The organism is Ensifer adhaerens (genome assembly GCF_013283195.1).
Lineage (GTDB): Bacteria > Pseudomonadota > Alphaproteobacteria > Rhizobiales > Rhizobiaceae > Ensifer > Ensifer adhaerens_G.
On the sequence record NZ_JABEKT010000001.1, the window covers coordinates 269,112 to 282,401 of the forward strand.

At 61.9% G+C, this 13,290-nt stretch carries 13 protein-coding genes and 1 pseudogene; 4 read left to right on the forward strand and 10 right to left on the reverse strand.

Annotated elements, in window-relative coordinates; all coding sequences use genetic code 11:
* Positions 1 to 89: 89 nt before the first annotated feature.
* The 6 genes from fdxA to LPJGGPFB_RS01325 all read right to left on the reverse strand — a co-directional run bounded on the left by fdxA (position 90) and on the right by LPJGGPFB_RS01325 (position 7,052).
* Complete coding sequence (fdxA, locus tag LPJGGPFB_RS01300; protein WP_025425217.1) at positions 90 to 428, reverse strand: ferredoxin FdxA; 339 nt, start codon at positions 426 to 428, stop codon at positions 90 to 92.
* A gap of 201 nt (positions 429 to 629) precedes the next feature.
* On the reverse strand, positions 630 to 1,043 hold the full coding sequence (locus LPJGGPFB_RS01305; protein ID WP_173418384.1) for an RNA-binding S4 domain-containing protein: 414 nt from the start codon (positions 1,041 to 1,043) through the stop codon (positions 630 to 632).
* A 7-nt stretch (positions 1,044 to 1,050) separates the two neighbouring features.
* The gene (locus LPJGGPFB_RS01310) at positions 1,051 to 4,053 is read right to left on the reverse strand and encodes a helicase-related protein (RefSeq protein ID WP_173420917.1); all 3,003 of its coding nucleotides are present in this window, start codon (positions 4,051 to 4,053) and stop codon (positions 1,051 to 1,053) included.
* A gap of 703 nt (positions 4,054 to 4,756) precedes the next feature.
* Positions 4,757 to 5,482: a beta-ketoacyl-ACP reductase gene (phbB, locus tag LPJGGPFB_RS01315; RefSeq protein ID WP_173418385.1), complete on the reverse strand. Its 726-nt coding sequence runs from the start codon at positions 5,480 to 5,482 to the stop codon at positions 4,757 to 4,759.
* 17 nt (positions 5,483 to 5,499) lie between these two features.
* Entirely contained in the window at positions 5,500 to 5,859 is a 360-nt protein-coding gene (locus LPJGGPFB_RS01320; protein WP_173418386.1) for a hypothetical protein, read from the reverse strand.
* Positions 5,860 to 5,870: 11 nt separating this feature from the next.
* Positions 5,871 to 7,052: an acetyl-CoA C-acetyltransferase gene (locus LPJGGPFB_RS01325; RefSeq protein WP_173418387.1), complete on the reverse strand. Its 1,182-nt coding sequence runs from the start codon at positions 7,050 to 7,052 to the stop codon at positions 5,871 to 5,873.
* A gap of 223 nt (positions 7,053 to 7,275) precedes the next feature.
* Between LPJGGPFB_RS01325 and phaR the strand changes: the two genes are divergently transcribed.
* The gene (phaR, locus tag LPJGGPFB_RS01330) at positions 7,276 to 7,854 is read left to right on the forward strand and encodes a polyhydroxyalkanoate synthesis repressor PhaR (RefSeq protein WP_077500885.1); all 579 of its coding nucleotides are present in this window, start codon (positions 7,276 to 7,278) and stop codon (positions 7,852 to 7,854) included.
* 61 nt (positions 7,855 to 7,915) lie between these two features.
* Here the strand turns inward: phaR and LPJGGPFB_RS01335 are convergent, their stop codons facing one another.
* The 4 genes and pseudogenes from LPJGGPFB_RS01335 to mtgA form a co-directional block, all read right to left on the reverse strand.
* Positions 7,916 to 8,317, reverse strand: coding sequence for a hypothetical protein (locus tag LPJGGPFB_RS01335; protein ID WP_173418388.1), 402 nt, complete (start codon positions 8,315 to 8,317; stop codon positions 7,916 to 7,918).
* A gap of 252 nt (positions 8,318 to 8,569) precedes the next feature.
* Positions 8,570 to 8,755 (reverse strand): 50S ribosomal protein L32, encoded by a 186-nt coding sequence (gene rpmF / locus LPJGGPFB_RS01340; protein WP_025425225.1) that lies wholly within the window; start codon positions 8,753 to 8,755, stop codon positions 8,570 to 8,572.
* A 159-nt stretch (positions 8,756 to 8,914) separates the two neighbouring features.
* Positions 8,915 to 9,563 (reverse strand): annotated as a pseudogene (locus tag LPJGGPFB_RS01345) (glutathione S-transferase family protein).
* 75 nt (positions 9,564 to 9,638) lie between these two features.
* Positions 9,639 to 10,385 carry a monofunctional biosynthetic peptidoglycan transglycosylase gene (gene mtgA, locus LPJGGPFB_RS01350; protein ID WP_173420918.1) on the reverse strand — a complete coding sequence of 249 codons (747 nt, stop codon included), beginning with the start codon at positions 10,383 to 10,385 and terminating at the stop codon, positions 9,639 to 9,641.
* 173 nt (positions 10,386 to 10,558) lie between these two features.
* On the opposite strand from mtgA, the gene LPJGGPFB_RS01355 reads away from it, so the two are divergent.
* The 3 genes from LPJGGPFB_RS01355 to LPJGGPFB_RS01365 all read left to right on the forward strand — a co-directional run bounded on the left by LPJGGPFB_RS01355 (position 10,559) and on the right by LPJGGPFB_RS01365 (position 13,257).
* Positions 10,559 to 11,473, forward strand: a complete 915-nt coding sequence (locus LPJGGPFB_RS01355; RefSeq protein WP_173418389.1) for a polyprenyl synthetase family protein — start codon at positions 10,559 to 10,561, stop codon at positions 11,471 to 11,473.
* Between the two features lie 3 nt (positions 11,474 to 11,476).
* Entirely contained in the window at positions 11,477 to 12,532 is a 1,056-nt protein-coding gene (gene hisC / locus LPJGGPFB_RS01360; RefSeq protein WP_173418390.1) for a histidinol-phosphate transaminase, read from the forward strand.
* Between the two features lie 83 nt (positions 12,533 to 12,615).
* Complete coding sequence (locus tag LPJGGPFB_RS01365; protein WP_173418391.1) at positions 12,616 to 13,257, forward strand: LysE family translocator; 642 nt, start codon at positions 12,616 to 12,618, stop codon at positions 13,255 to 13,257.
* Positions 13,258 to 13,290: the final 33 nt, after the last annotated feature.

Genomic DNA, 13,290 nt, shown 5'->3' on the forward strand with positions numbered 1-13,290 from the left:
TGCGAGGGCGGAGTGTGATTTTCCCCAGATTTGACGCCGGGGCCGTCTTGGTTCCGTCACGCCCGATCAGCGGGCCGGAACCGGACGCCTCAGTCGCCCTGGCCGGGTTCGGCAGAGAAGTACTTCTCGTACTTCCCCTCGACCCCGTCCATTTCCTTGGCTTCCGGCATCGCATCGCGCTTGATGGTGACGTTCGGCCACTTGGTGGCAAAATCAGCGTTCACTTTCAACCACATATCAAGGCCCGGCTCGGTATCCGGCTTGATGGCCTCGGCGGGACATTCCGGCTCGCAGACGCCACAATCGATGCATTCGTCGGGGTGAATGACGAGAAAATTCTCGCCTTCGTAGAAGCAGTCCACGGGGCAGACTTCAACGCAATCCATGTACTTGCAGCGAATGCAATTGTCGGTCACGACATACGTCATGAGGTACTCCAGCCAATGCTCACGTTTGATGGCAGACCGCAATCAATGGTGATGCTCGTGTCCGCGCATGCTAGGAATGTCCGGCGCGCATAGCTGCCGAAGCAGGACCGATGCACCCAACGTGGGTTGTCAGGTAAAGGCTTTATGGACCCTTTGCAAGAATATTCAATGCGCGAAACGCCGCGCTGAAGGCAGAGTTTTCTAATCGTCGAGCGGATTGAAACCAGGCTTCAGCCGGTCGATTTCACGCCGCTCTTTCTTGGTGGGGCGCCCGGCCCCAGGCTCGCGCGTCGCCAGGTCGAAAGCCGACAGCTTTTCCCGCGGCTCGTTCGGTGTCAGGTCCTCGTAGAGCAACCGCGCCTCCTCGTAAGGACCGCGGCGCTCGCCGGGCAGAAGCACGCGCACGATCACGTCGCGGCGCTCGAGAGACAGGGTCAGCATATCGCCCGCCTTCACCTGGGCGGAGGATTGCTTGACCCGTTCGTCATTGACGGTGACATGCCCCGCCTCGATCGCCTTCTGGGCGAGCGAGCGGGACTTCACGAGGCGCGTGAAGAACAGCCATTTGTCGAGACGCTGGCGTGATGCCGGGTTGGACGCTGACTGTTTCTCCATGGCGATCCTACTTCTTCATCTGCTCCTTGAGAGCAGCAAGCTTGGCAAAGGGCGAATCCGGATCGATCGGCTTCTCCTTGCGTGGCGGGCGGGCTTCGAACTTCGCAGCGTTGGGCTTGCCGCCGCGATCGTGACGATCGTGGCGATCCTGCCGCTGGCCACCCTCGGGCTTGCCGTCGTGGCGCTTGCCGCGGGCGGGTGCACCGCCCTTGCGGCCGCCGCCTTCGCGTCCTTCACGTCCTTCGCTTTGGCCTTGGCCCTGGCGCGGACCGCCACCACGGCGCTGATCGCCCTGAGGACGGCCACCTTGACGCTGGTTGTCCTGGCGGGTGCCTGGACGCCAGAGGAGGACCGGCTTGGCTTCGATAGCCTCGGCCCCGTCTTCCGCGGGCGCCTGAACAGCGACCGCTTCGCCTTCGACGGCCGCAGGCTCGGCAGAGGCTGATGCCTCAGCTTCGGCCGCCGGCTCGGCGTCGGCGCTTGCATCCGCATCGTCGTGATCGGCAGCCACTTCGGCAGCAGGCTCTGCCTGAGCGGCGACAGCGCCGCCCTGGCTTGCCAGGAACGCGGCTGCGTCTTCGGCCTTCACGCTGTCTGCACGGTAGCCAAGACCCTTGAGGATTTCTTCCATATCGTCAGGCGTTGCGCCGAGAATGGAGAGCATCGAGGTGGTCGCGGTAAAGCGGCGTCCGTCATAGGCCCCTTCCGGACGCGGCTGCGCACCCGGCTTCCACTGCAGCAACGGACGGATGAGATCAGCCAGACGCTCGAGGATATCGATGCGAACGGCACGTTTGCCGAGGAAACGGAAACCCGCGAGCTTGTAGAAGGTCCGCTCGAACGAGGGATCGGTGACAACAGACGTGCGACCGGCAGCCAGCATCGGAATCAGGTCGCCGTAGCCCGCCTTGTCGAGGCCGTCATTCTTCAACGCCCAGAGCAGGGTGATCAGCTCGGCCGGAGCCGGCTTCAACAGAGCGGGCAGGAAGATGTGGTAGGCGCCGAAGCGGACACCGTACTTGCGGATCGAAGCGCGGCCGTCCTGGTCCAGCGACTTCACATCCTCGGCGACGTCGCGACGGAACAGCACACCGAGATTTTCGACGAGCTGGAAGGCCAGGCCCTTGGCAAGGCCCTCGAGATCCTCGGCGCGCGAGATATCGTCGAGCGGCTTCAGCACGGTGCCGATATGATGGTTCACGAAGCGCTCGATACGGGCGACGACATGCTCGCGCGCATTGGCCTGCAGCTGCTCGTCAGCAAGCAGGATGACGCGCGGACGCATGACGTGGTCGCTGGCGGTCAGCCGGGCCACGGGATCTCCGAGCCAACGCACGAGGCCGTCGGACGACAGCGCAAGGTCGCCATTGCCGGAGGCGTGCAGACGCGCCGCACGCGCTTCGAACTCGAGCGCCAGCGCCTTCTGCGCAGCACCCTGCACAGCCTTGGCGTCCGGTCCGTCTCCGCCGGTCGCCAGCGTAAACCGGAAACCGGTTAGTTGTCCTACGTGATGGCCTTCAACGAAGACGTCACCATTCACACTGATTTCAGCTTCCAGCATAGCATTCTCTCTCAGGCGCTTCATGAGCACAGATGTCCTGCGATCAACAAAGCGTTTCGTCAACCGTTCATGTAGTGCGTCGGACAATCGATCTTCAATTTCCCGCGTCTTTTCTTGCCAGTGTGTCGGATCGGCAAGCCAACCGGGCCGGTTCGACACATAAGTCCAGGTTCTGATCTGCGCGATTCGCGCCGAAAGTGTGTCGATCTCGCCATCGGTAAAATCCGCCCGCCTGACCTGTTCGGCCATGAAATTCTCGTTCACGGTACCGCGACGAACGAGATCGGCATAGATCGTCGAGATCAGATCGGCGTGTTGAGCCGGTGTAATGCGGCGATAATCCGGCAATGCGCAGACTTCCCACAATTTCTCGACCCGGTCCGGCGTGGTCGCGAGATCCGCCACTTCGGGATAGCGAGACAAATGTTCGAGCGCCTGCTGATCCACCGCAGGTAGTGCGCGCGCAAGCCCAGGAATTGTCGGCGCGGCATCGAGGCTACGCTTCAGGGCGGCGAGCGACGCATAGTCGAATGCCTTGGTGCGCCACTGCAGCACCTTGAGCGGATCGAATTCATGCGCCTCGATGCGGTGCACCAGTTCGTTGTCGAACGGATCGACTCGGCCGGTGACGCCAAAGGTACCGTCGCGCAGATGCCGCCCGGCGCGTCCGGCGATCTGCGCCAGCTCGGCCGGATTGAGGTTTCGGAACTGGTAGCCGTCGAACTTGCGGTCCTGCGCAAAGGCGACATGGTCCACATCGAGGTTCAGGCCCATGCCGATCGCGTCTGTCGCCACCAGAAATTCGACGTCGCCTTCCTGGTAGAGCGCGACCTGGGCGTTGCGCGTGCGCGGCGACAGCGCCCCGAGCACGACGGCAGCACCGCCGCGCTGGCGGCGGATCAGCTCGGCGATCGCATAGACCTCGTCGGCCGAGAAGGCGACGATCGCAGTGCGAGGCGGTAGGCGGGTGATCTTCTTCGATCCGGCATAGAGCAGCTGCGACATGCGCGGGCGCTCGACGACGGTGATGCCCGGCAACAGCTGCTCGAGGATCGGCCGCATCGTTGCAGCCCCGAGCAGCAACGTCTCGCCGCGGCCGCGCAGATAGAGCAACCGGTCGGTGAAGATGTGGCCACGCTCGAGATCGCCGGCAAGCTGCACTTCATCGATCGCGACGAAAGATGCCGTCGTCTCGCGCGGCATCGCCTCGACGGTGCAGACCGAATAGCGGGCACGGTGCGGGGTGATCTTTTCCTCACCGGTGATCAGCGCGACGTTGTGATGACCGACCTTTTCGACCAGGCGCGTATAGACCTCGCGCGCCAGAAGGCGCAGCGGCAGCCCGATGACGCCGCTGTCGTGCGCGATCATGCGCTCGATCGCATAATGCGTCTTGCCGGTATTGGTTGGCCCGAGCACCGCGGTGACACCGCGGCCGCTCAGGATCATGGGGTGAACGGACACGTCATCGATCCCGGGCATTCAGAAACATAAGAGGCGCCTTTACGCGCCGGCGGCAAACACATGCCCACGCACCGCAGCAAACGCAAGGGGCGCCGACAACTAAAACCATTTCCAGACAAATCCGAACCAGTCCGCACCACCATATCTGGACGTGCGAAATTAAGGTCTGGAACAGCCATGGAACGAATCGGCGACGAATCGCTGACTCCAGTCGATTCACTGTATGTTCACGGCTACATATAGATTTCAACTGCCAATGTCGCACCAGATGCTGAATCACTTCGCCAACGGGGTGTGCCGAGCGTGTGGCAGGCGTTAATCTCTATTGCCGAAGCGTTAAGAGGGGCAAAGGATTCGGAATCCAAGACTCTGGAAAGTTTAGGAAATTTTAACCGAAGAATCTCGCTGATTCATCGGAATCGGGGAATGGGAATCGCTGCGTTAACACATCGACCAAAGCCGGAACGAATCGGAGACGAATCGCTGACATCCCAACGTTCGATTTTTGTTCTCCACAAGATATAGTATCCAGTGCCATGGCGAGTAACAGGCCCAGGACCAATTTTCTCCCGATCTCGGATGGAATTCCTGTGTGCCGTTAACCTTCCAACGTCGCCTGCGGTAACCGTTGAAAAACAAAACGGCGCTCCCTTGGGAGCGCCGTCGAAACTGTGAGCGATCGTGCGGATCAGACGAAAAACTGACCGCCGTTAGCAGAGATCGTCGAGCCGGTGATGAAACCGGCATCGTCGGATGCGAGGAAAACCACGCAGCGAGCGATTTCCTCCGGCTCGCCGAGGCGTCCGACCGGGATCTGCGGAATGATCCGTTCGTTGAGGACCTTTTCCGGTATCGCCCGCACCATCTCCGTGCCGATGTAACCCGGGCAGATCGCGTTGACGGTGATGCCCTTGGCAGCGCCTTCCTGGGAGAGCGCCTTGGTAAAGCCAAGATCGCCGGCCTTGGCGGCCGAATAGTTCGCCTGTCCCATCTGGCCCTTCTGGCCGTTGATCGACGAAATGTTGATCACGCGCCCGAAGCTGCGGTCCCGCATGCCCGTCCAGACCGGGTGGGTCATATTGAAAAGGCCGGTGAGGTTGGTGTTGACCACCTCGCCCCATTGCTCCGGCGTCATTTTGTGGAACATGGCGTCTCGGGTGATGCCGGCGTTGTTGACGAGCACCTCGACCGGTCCGAGGTCGGCTTCGACCTTCGCGATGCCTTCGACGCAGGACTGATAGTTGGAGACATCCCATTTGTAGACCGGGATGCCGGTTTCCGCCTTGAAGGCCTCTGCCTTCTCGTCATTGCCGGCGTAGTTGGCAGCAACCTTATACCCTGCATTCTTCAGCGCTATGGAAATCGCAGCGCCAATGCCGCGTGACCCGCCCGTAACCAATGCTACCCTGCTCATGCTTGCCTCCCACGTGATTAATTCAGTTTATCAAAGGCCTTCTTCATCAATTTTTCGCCCAGATGCTGCCCGTAGGTCGCGGCTGCGGCCTGAAACTGCGGGTCGGCAATCATGGACATTGCGACCTCGCACTTGGTCAGCGCGAGGTTCATCAACAGGCTGCTCACCTGCACGATATTAGATTTGACGCCGCCGGTGTCGTCGTTGAGCGCCGCGACCAGCAGGTTCTTGAACACGGTTTCGTCGTCGGCCGTCGTGTGGTCCAGCATGCACTGAACCACCTTTTCCTGGTCGAACGGCGAGGACGCCGCAAACGCATGACCCGTCGAAGAGGCGACGAACAGGACTGAAAGGATCAATCCGCTGACATGACGCATGCGGCGGCCGGTCAGAGGCGCTCGACGCACATGGCAACACCCATGCCGCCGCCGATGCAGAGCGTCGCAAGGCCCTTGGAAACGCCGCGGCGCTTCATCTCGAACAGCAGCGTGTTGAGAACGCGGGCACCGGAGGCGCCGATCGGATGGCCGATCGCAATCGCGCCGCCGTTGACGTTGACGATCGACGGATCCCAGCCGAGGTCCTTGTTGACTGCGCAGGCCTGGGCCGCGAAGGCTTCGTTGGCTTCGACGAGTTCGACGTCGCCGATCGCCCAACCTGCCTTCTCAAGCGCCTTGCGCGATGCCGGGATCGGGCCCGTGCCCATCACCTGCGGATCGACGCCGGCCGTTGCCCAGGAAACGATGCGCGCGAGCGGCTTGATGCCACGCTTGGCGGCCTCGGCCTCGGTCATCAGCAGGGTGGCGGCGGCACCGTCATTGAGGCCGGACGCGTTAGCGGCGGTCACCGTGCCTTCCTTGTCGAAGGCCGGGCGCAGCTTAGTCATCTGGTCGAGCGTGGCGCCGTGGCGGATATATTCGTCCTGGTCGACGACGACGTCGCCCTTGCGGCCCTTGACCACGAAGGGAACGATCTCGTCGGCGAAGCGGCCGGCCTTCTGGGCGGCCTCGGCCTTGTTCTGCGAAGCGAGCGCGAACTGGTCCTGCTCCTCGCGGGTGAGCTGCCACTGGCGCGCGACATTCTCTGCCGTGATGCCCATGTGGTAGCCGTAGAAGGCGTCCGTCAGGCCATCCTTGATCATCGTGTCGACCATCTTGAAGTCGCCCATCTTCACGCCGCCACGCAGGTGCGAGCAGTGCGGCGCCATCGACATCGATTCCATGCCGCCGGCAATGATGATATCGGCATCGCCGTTGGCGATCTGCTGCATGCCGAGCGCGACGGCGCGCAGGCCCGAACCGCAGAGCTGGTTCATGCCCCAGGCGGTTTTTTCCGGCGGAATGCCCGCCTTCATCGCGGCCTGGCGGGCCGGGTTCTGGCCTTCGCCTGCCTGCAGCACCTGTCCGAGGATAACTTCGTCGACGTCGCTTGCCTCGACGCCGGCGCGTTCGAGCACCGCCTTGATGACGGCGGCGCCAAGCTCGTGGGCCGGCGTGTTGCCGAAGGCACCGTTAAAGGATCCGACGGCGGTACGGGCCGCGCTGGCGATCACGATGGAGGGATTGCTCATGGGGACGTTTCCTCAGATTTTCTTGCGGTCAGGCAGCAGACTGGCAAAGCGCGGAGCGCAAGTCAAACGCCTTGATGCACTGCCGCAAAACCGTCATGGCGCGCCGACCGTGAGATTTCGCACTTGCGTCGTCGCATCGCACAAAGACATTGTCAGCGGTGTTCGTTTGCGGATACTCTGAAAAGTAGAAAAAGACGGACCGCGGGTAATTGAGGAGAGCCTGATGGCGAAGAATGACGGCCAGATCGTAATCAAGAAATATGCGAACCGGCGGCTCTACAACACCGGGACCAGCACCTACGTCACGCTCGACGACCTGGCAGTGATGGTGAAGAAGGGCGACGAATTTACCGTACAGGACGCCAAATCAGGCGAAGACATCACCCATTCGGTCCTGACGCAGATCATCTTCGAGCAGGAATCCAAGACAGGCAACACGCTGCTGCCGATCTCGTTCCTGCGCCAGCTGATTTCGTTCTATGGCGACCAGATGCAGATGGTCGTACCGAGCTATCTCGAGCACTCGATGCAGGCCTTTACCGAGCAGCAGGTGCAGATGCGCGAGCAGATCAACAAGGCCTTCGGCGACACGCCGCTTGGCAAGAACCTGCAGGCCCCGCTGCAACTGGTCGAAGAACAGGTTCGCCGCAACACCGAGATGTTCCATCAGGCGATGCAGATGTTTTCGCCGTTCATCGCTTCGCCTCCGGTCAAGGAGACCAAGAAGGCGGAAGCCAAGGATATCGACGAACTGAAGGAGCAATTGCGCGCCCTTCAGACCAAGCTCGACAATCTCGGCTAAGCCAGTCGCGACAACGCCGCGATCCTCATCGATGCGCGGCGTGAACGCTCCTCAGTCCACTTCAAAGACCGATCGAGACATCCCGGCCGGCCGTGCGCATCGACACGGAGAAACCGGCGATGACGTCAATGAAGCTGATCGTCATCAGGATGAAGAAGATCTGGGTGGCCGCAGGCGCAACCAGTAGGAATTCGACCAGAAACGCGATGAACAGCACCATCGACAGCAGATGGTCCATCAGTGCCCGCGTGCCGGTCCGGGTCGCTTTCAGGATTTCAGCGAAAAGCAGAAGCAAGGCCACGACGATCAGGAGGTCGCCGAAGCTCATCGCCCATGTCGCGCCGGACAGCATCGACAGCGACATCACGCCGGCATCAAGCCCGGCCGTGCCGCCGAAGAGGCCGAGCATGGCGAGATTGTAGATGGCAAAGGGCAGGATCAGCAATGGAATGGCGGCAAGCATGGAAAAATGCGCTCCCTCTTCGATGCGTGATCGCCATGCGCCTCGTGACGCCCGAGATCACCAGCTTGCTTGCTGCATGGTGCAGCAAATCAAAGTGACACAGCGATCCTTGCCCGTCTGAACGGGCGCGCGGCGCTGCAGGACCAATCGGTATTGCTATAACCCAACGTCTCCGTCGATACGGTGTCAGGCCCCGCAAAAGAAAAGGGCTGGCAAAGCCAGCCCTTTAACTCGGTCCGCCAATGTCAGCGCTTATGCGCTTTCCTTCGGGGTCAGAACCTGGCGACCACGGTACATGCCGGTCTTCAGGTCGATATGGTGCGGACGACGCAGTTCACCGGAGTTCTTGTCTTCGATGTAGGTCGGCGTCTTCAGGGCGTCGGCAGAACGGCGCATGCCACGCTTGGACGGGCTCGTTTTTCTTTTAGGTACAGCCATTTCATTCTCCACTTATCGGGCAAAACACTGTTCAGCAGCCGAAATGGCCGTATAAAACAGATGTTAATCACGGAAATTTGGCGCGCTTATACATGGCGAACTGCCACTTGACCAGTCCCCGAGCGCAATTTTTCGACTCCTCGCTCGAGGAAGATCGAATCAGACTTCGTCCTCGGCAACGATCCACGGTTCCGCGCGTGCGGCCGCTTCCCATTTCCGGAACGCCGGGTGCGCCTTTATCCGTTCGATATACCCCAAAGTCGTCGGATCGCGAACGAGATTGTAAACGTCGAAGCGGTTAACCACAGGCGCGTACATCGCATCAACAGCCGTAAACGACCCGAACAGGAACGGACCACCGGAGCGCGCCAGCGCCTCCGCCCAGATCCTCTCGATGCGGGCGACGTCGGCGCGCACCTCGTCGGATACGTCGAGCACCTCTTTCTTTCGGCGAATGTTCATCGGGCAGGCACTGCGCAAGGCACGAAAACCGGACAGCATCTCGCAGGCATAGCTGCGCGCCCACGCCCTGTCCTTTTGATCTGCCGGCCAGAGGCCCGCCTCGGGGAACAGTTCGGCGACATATTCGATGATCGCCAGCGATTCCCAGATCTTCGTGTCACCGTGGATGAGAAGCGGTACGCGACCAGTCGGCGAGATTTCCCGCAGCTTCGGATTTCCCGCGGCAAAAATCGAAAGGGATGACCACGTCCTCGAACGTTATGCCGGCGGCCTCGAGCGCCAGCCACGGCCGCAACGACCAGGACGAATAGTTCTTGTTGCCGACGTAGAGGACGAGCTTGTCCATCATTGGGCCTCCCTGTGCTTGCCTCCGCACCCTTTAAGCCACCGCGCACATCAGAACCAATGAATAGACGTCATCTCAATCATAAAGGCAGGTGATGTATTCGCCAGACCGGCTGGCACGGCGCTCGATCAGCGATGCCAGGCGCTTCAGTCCGCGCCCCGGCTTGCCGGCGTTGCGTTCCCTAGGGTTGGGCAGCGACACGGCAAGCAGGGCCGCCTGGCGCCTGGAAAGCTTGGCGGCGGAAACGCCGAAATGATGACGGGCGGCAGCCTCGATACCGTAGATGCCATCACCCCACTCGGCGACGTTCAGATAGATCTCCATCATCCGCTGCTTGCTCCAGACGAAATCGGCGGCGATGGCGAGCGGCAGTTCCATCGCCTTGCGAACGAAGGAGCGGCCGTTCCAGAGAAACAGGTTCTTCACCGTCTGCATCGGGATGGTGCTCGCGCCGCGCGTCGATTCCCCCTCGAGCGCGTCTTCGACCACGCCGCGCATCTGGCCCCAGTCGACGCCGTCGTGGATGCAGAACTGGCCGTCCTCGGACATCATCACCGACTGCACCAAGACCGGCGCGATCTGATCGAACTCGACCCACTGCCGGTCGTAGCCGCGCAGCAGCACGAGGTCGCGCAGCATCAGCGTCGAGACCGGACGAATGAAGTCGATGAGGTAGAGCGCAATCAGCGCATAGGGCAGAAGCACGAGGCCGACAACGGCAAGAACGATGCGACGGCGGTGCAGGCGCCACGTCCGACGGAGGGACGACCAGCGACTGGCGGGCATATCGCCCTCCTCACGCGCCTCGGGAACGATGTCCACGGCCTGACTGTCCACCTCTCTGTCCATCCGTTTCTCTTAGTGCATGGGCTCACAAAGTTGAACGGGCTTTCTGGCAAAAGGCAAGGCACTCACGGCTCTGTCCTCGACAAAGCGCACTACCGCGACACGAAAGCCCGTTGAAAGCGGCTTTCGCGCATGCCAAAGAGCGCAGCATGAGACAGGAAACACCGACCTTCGAGACCCGACTGAAGCGCAACGCGCTCGCAATCGAGACACTGCTTGGACGCCTTTTGGGTTTGAGCACCGAACCCGACGAGATCGTTCGGCCGGAAAACCTGCTCGGCGCGATGCGCCATGGCGTGCTCAACGGCGGCAAGAGGCTGCGGCCGTTTCTGGTGATCGAATGCGCTGATCTCCTGGGCGGCAGCGTCGATGCAGCACTTCGCGTGGGTGCGGCGCTCGAATGCGTACACTGCTACTCGCTGGTTCACGACGACCTGCCGGCGATGGACGACGACGATATCAGGCGCGGCCAGCCGACCGTGCACAAGGCTTTTGACGAGGCCACGGCCATTCTCGCCGGCGACAGCCTTCTGACCTTCGCCTTCGACATCGTCGCCTCGCCGGAAACGCCGCTTGCCGACGTGCAGAAGACCGCACTCGTTTTGGCACTTTCGCGCGCTGCCGGTCATGGCGGCATGGCAGGCGGGCAGGCGCTTGATCTGGCAGCCGAGAAATCCGCTCCCGATGAAGCCGGCATCGTTACGCTGCAGGCGATGAAAACAGGCGCGCTGCTGCGCTTTGCCTGCGAAGCGGGCGCGATCGTCGCCGGTGCCGACGCCACCGACCGTCAGCGTCTGCGCAGCTTCGGCGAAAAGATCGGCCTCGCCTTCCAGCTTGCCGACGACCTGCTCGATCTGACAGCCGACGCCGAGACGATGGGCAAGGCGACCGGCAAGGACGCCGCGCGCGGCAAGGGCACGCTGGTCGCCCTGCACGGGCAGGCCTGGGCCGAAGCCCGGCTGGAACAACTGGTGGCGGAGGCCGAGACGCTGCTCGAACCCTATGGCGCGCGCTCGTCGATCCTTGCCGAAACTGCCCGCTTCATCGCCAATCGCAGGAACTGAACCGTGAGCAAATACTGGTCGCCCATCGTTTCGACGCTGAAGCCCTATGTGCCGGGCGAACAGCCGCGCATCGCCAACCTCGTCAAGCTCAACACCAACGAGAGCCCCTACGGCCCTTCGGACAAGGTTCTGAGCGCCGTCACCGCAGCCGCCAACGGCGATCTCAGGCTCTACCCGGATCCGCTGGCACTTCGCCTGCGTGAAACGATCGCCGCCCGTCACGGCCTCACCGCAAGCGAGGTTTTTGTCGGCAACGGTTCGGACGAGGTTCTGGCCCACATCTTCGCGGGCCTGCTGAAGCACGACGCTCCGCTGCTCTACCCCGACATCTCCTACAGCTTCTACTCGACCTACGCCCGGCTGTTTGCGATCAACGCCGTAGAAGTGCCGCTCGACGCGCAGTTCCGCATCGACCTTTCCGACTATGAAAGGCCCTGCGGCGCCATCATCCTGCCGAACCCGAATGCACCAACCGGCATCGGTCTGCCGCTTGCCGAGATCGAGCGGCTCGTCGCCGCCCATCCGGATCAGCCCGTCGTCATCGACGAAGCCTATATCGACTTCGGCGGCCAGTCGGCGATCGCGTTGGTGCCGAAATACGAAAACCTGCTGGTGGTCCAGACCTTCTCCAAATCCCGCGCGCTTGCCGGCCTGCGCGTCGGCTTCGCCATCGGCCAGCGGCCGCTGATCGAGGCGCTGGAGCGGGTGAAGGACAGTTTTAATTCCTATCCACTCGGCCGCCCGGCCCAGGCCGGGGCAACCGCCGCAATCGAGGACGAGGCGTGGTTCGAGGCGACGCGCGAGAAGATCATCGCATCGCGCGGGCGCTTGACCGATCAGCTGACCGAGCGCGGTTTCGAGGTGCTGCCCTCCGAGGCGAACTTCGTTTTTGCCCGCCATCCCGGCCATTCCGGAGAGACGCTGATGCAGGCGTTGCGTGAGCGCGCCGTGCTGGTGCGCCATTTCGCCAAGCCGCGGATCGGCGATTTCCTGCGCATCACCATCGGCACCGATGCCGAATGCGCCCGGCTGGTCGAGGCGCTCGACGAGATCCTCTGAGATCTTGTCACGGTCACATTTCGCCGTTTCAAACAGGCGATGAACTGATCTAGCCTCCGGCGACTGAGCTGGAGCTTTTTCGCATGTTCGACCCGACGCCCTATCTGCCGCAGCTTCTCGTCGCCTGGACAGCCTATCTGATCGCGACCGCTTCGCCCGGACCGGCGATCCTCGCGATCATCACCACCTCGGTCAGCGAGGGGCGCAAGGCCGGCCTTGCGCTCGCTTTGGGCGTTCTCACCGGAAGTTATACCTGGGCGATGCTTACGGCGTCCGGCCTCTCGGCGCTGATCCGCGCCTATGGCCACGCGATCATCGTCCTGAAGATCGCCGGCGCCTGCTATCTCTTCTGGCTCGCCTACAATGCGCTGCGCGCAGCCATGCGAAACGACAGAAACGAGATCGTCGCCGTGGCGAAGGCACAGACCTCGCTGAAGCGGCTCTACCTCAAGGGGCTCGGCATTCACCTGACCAATCCGAAGGCGATTTTCTCCTGGATCATGCTGGTTTCGCTCGGCATGCCCGAGGGTGCGCCCGTCGGCGTCACTGCAATCTTCATCGGCGGCTGCATGGTGCTCGGCCTGATCACGTTCTGCGGCTTCGCACTCGTGTTCTCGCTGTCGCCGGTGCACCGCGCCTATCTCAAGTCGAAGCGCCTGATCGAAAGCCTGATGGCCGGCTTCTTCGCCTTTGCCGGCTTGAAGCTGCTGACATCGCGGCTGTAGATCTGAACTTTGATGCTTCCGGGCGGGAACGGC

What these genes read in the sequence shown, in the direction of transcription:
- fdxA (WP_025425217.1), bottom strand. Translation starts at nt 428, where the DNA reads ATGACGTATGTCGTGACCGACAATTGCATTCGCTGCAAGTACATGGAT.
- LPJGGPFB_RS01305 (WP_173418384.1), bottom strand. Translation starts at nt 1,043, where the DNA reads ATGGAGAAACAGTCAGCGTCCAACCCGGCATCACGCCAGCGTCTCGAC.
- LPJGGPFB_RS01310 (WP_173420917.1), bottom strand. Translation starts at nt 4,053, where the DNA reads ATGATCCTGAGCGGCCGCGGTGTCACCGCGGTGCTCGGGCCAACCAAT.
- phbB (WP_173418385.1), bottom strand. Translation starts at nt 5,482, where the DNA reads ATGAGCAGGGTAGCATTGGTTACGGGCGGGTCACGCGGCATTGGCGCT.
- LPJGGPFB_RS01320 (WP_173418386.1), bottom strand. Translation starts at nt 5,859, where the DNA reads ATGCGTCATGTCAGCGGATTGATCCTTTCAGTCCTGTTCGTCGCCTCT.
- LPJGGPFB_RS01325 (WP_173418387.1), bottom strand. Translation starts at nt 7,052, where the DNA reads ATGAGCAATCCCTCCATCGTGATCGCCAGCGCGGCCCGTACCGCCGTC.
- phaR (WP_077500885.1), top strand. Translation starts at nt 7,276, where the DNA reads ATGGCGAAGAATGACGGCCAGATCGTAATCAAGAAATATGCGAACCGG.
- LPJGGPFB_RS01335 (WP_173418388.1), bottom strand. Translation starts at nt 8,317, where the DNA reads ATGCTTGCCGCCATTCCATTGCTGATCCTGCCCTTTGCCATCTACAAT.
- rpmF (WP_025425225.1), bottom strand. Translation starts at nt 8,755, where the DNA reads ATGGCTGTACCTAAAAGAAAAACGAGCCCGTCCAAGCGTGGCATGCGC.
- LPJGGPFB_RS01355 (WP_173418389.1), top strand. Translation starts at nt 10,559, where the DNA reads ATGAGACAGGAAACACCGACCTTCGAGACCCGACTGAAGCGCAACGCG.
- LPJGGPFB_RS01365 (WP_173418391.1), top strand. Translation starts at nt 12,616, where the DNA reads ATGTTCGACCCGACGCCCTATCTGCCGCAGCTTCTCGTCGCCTGGACA.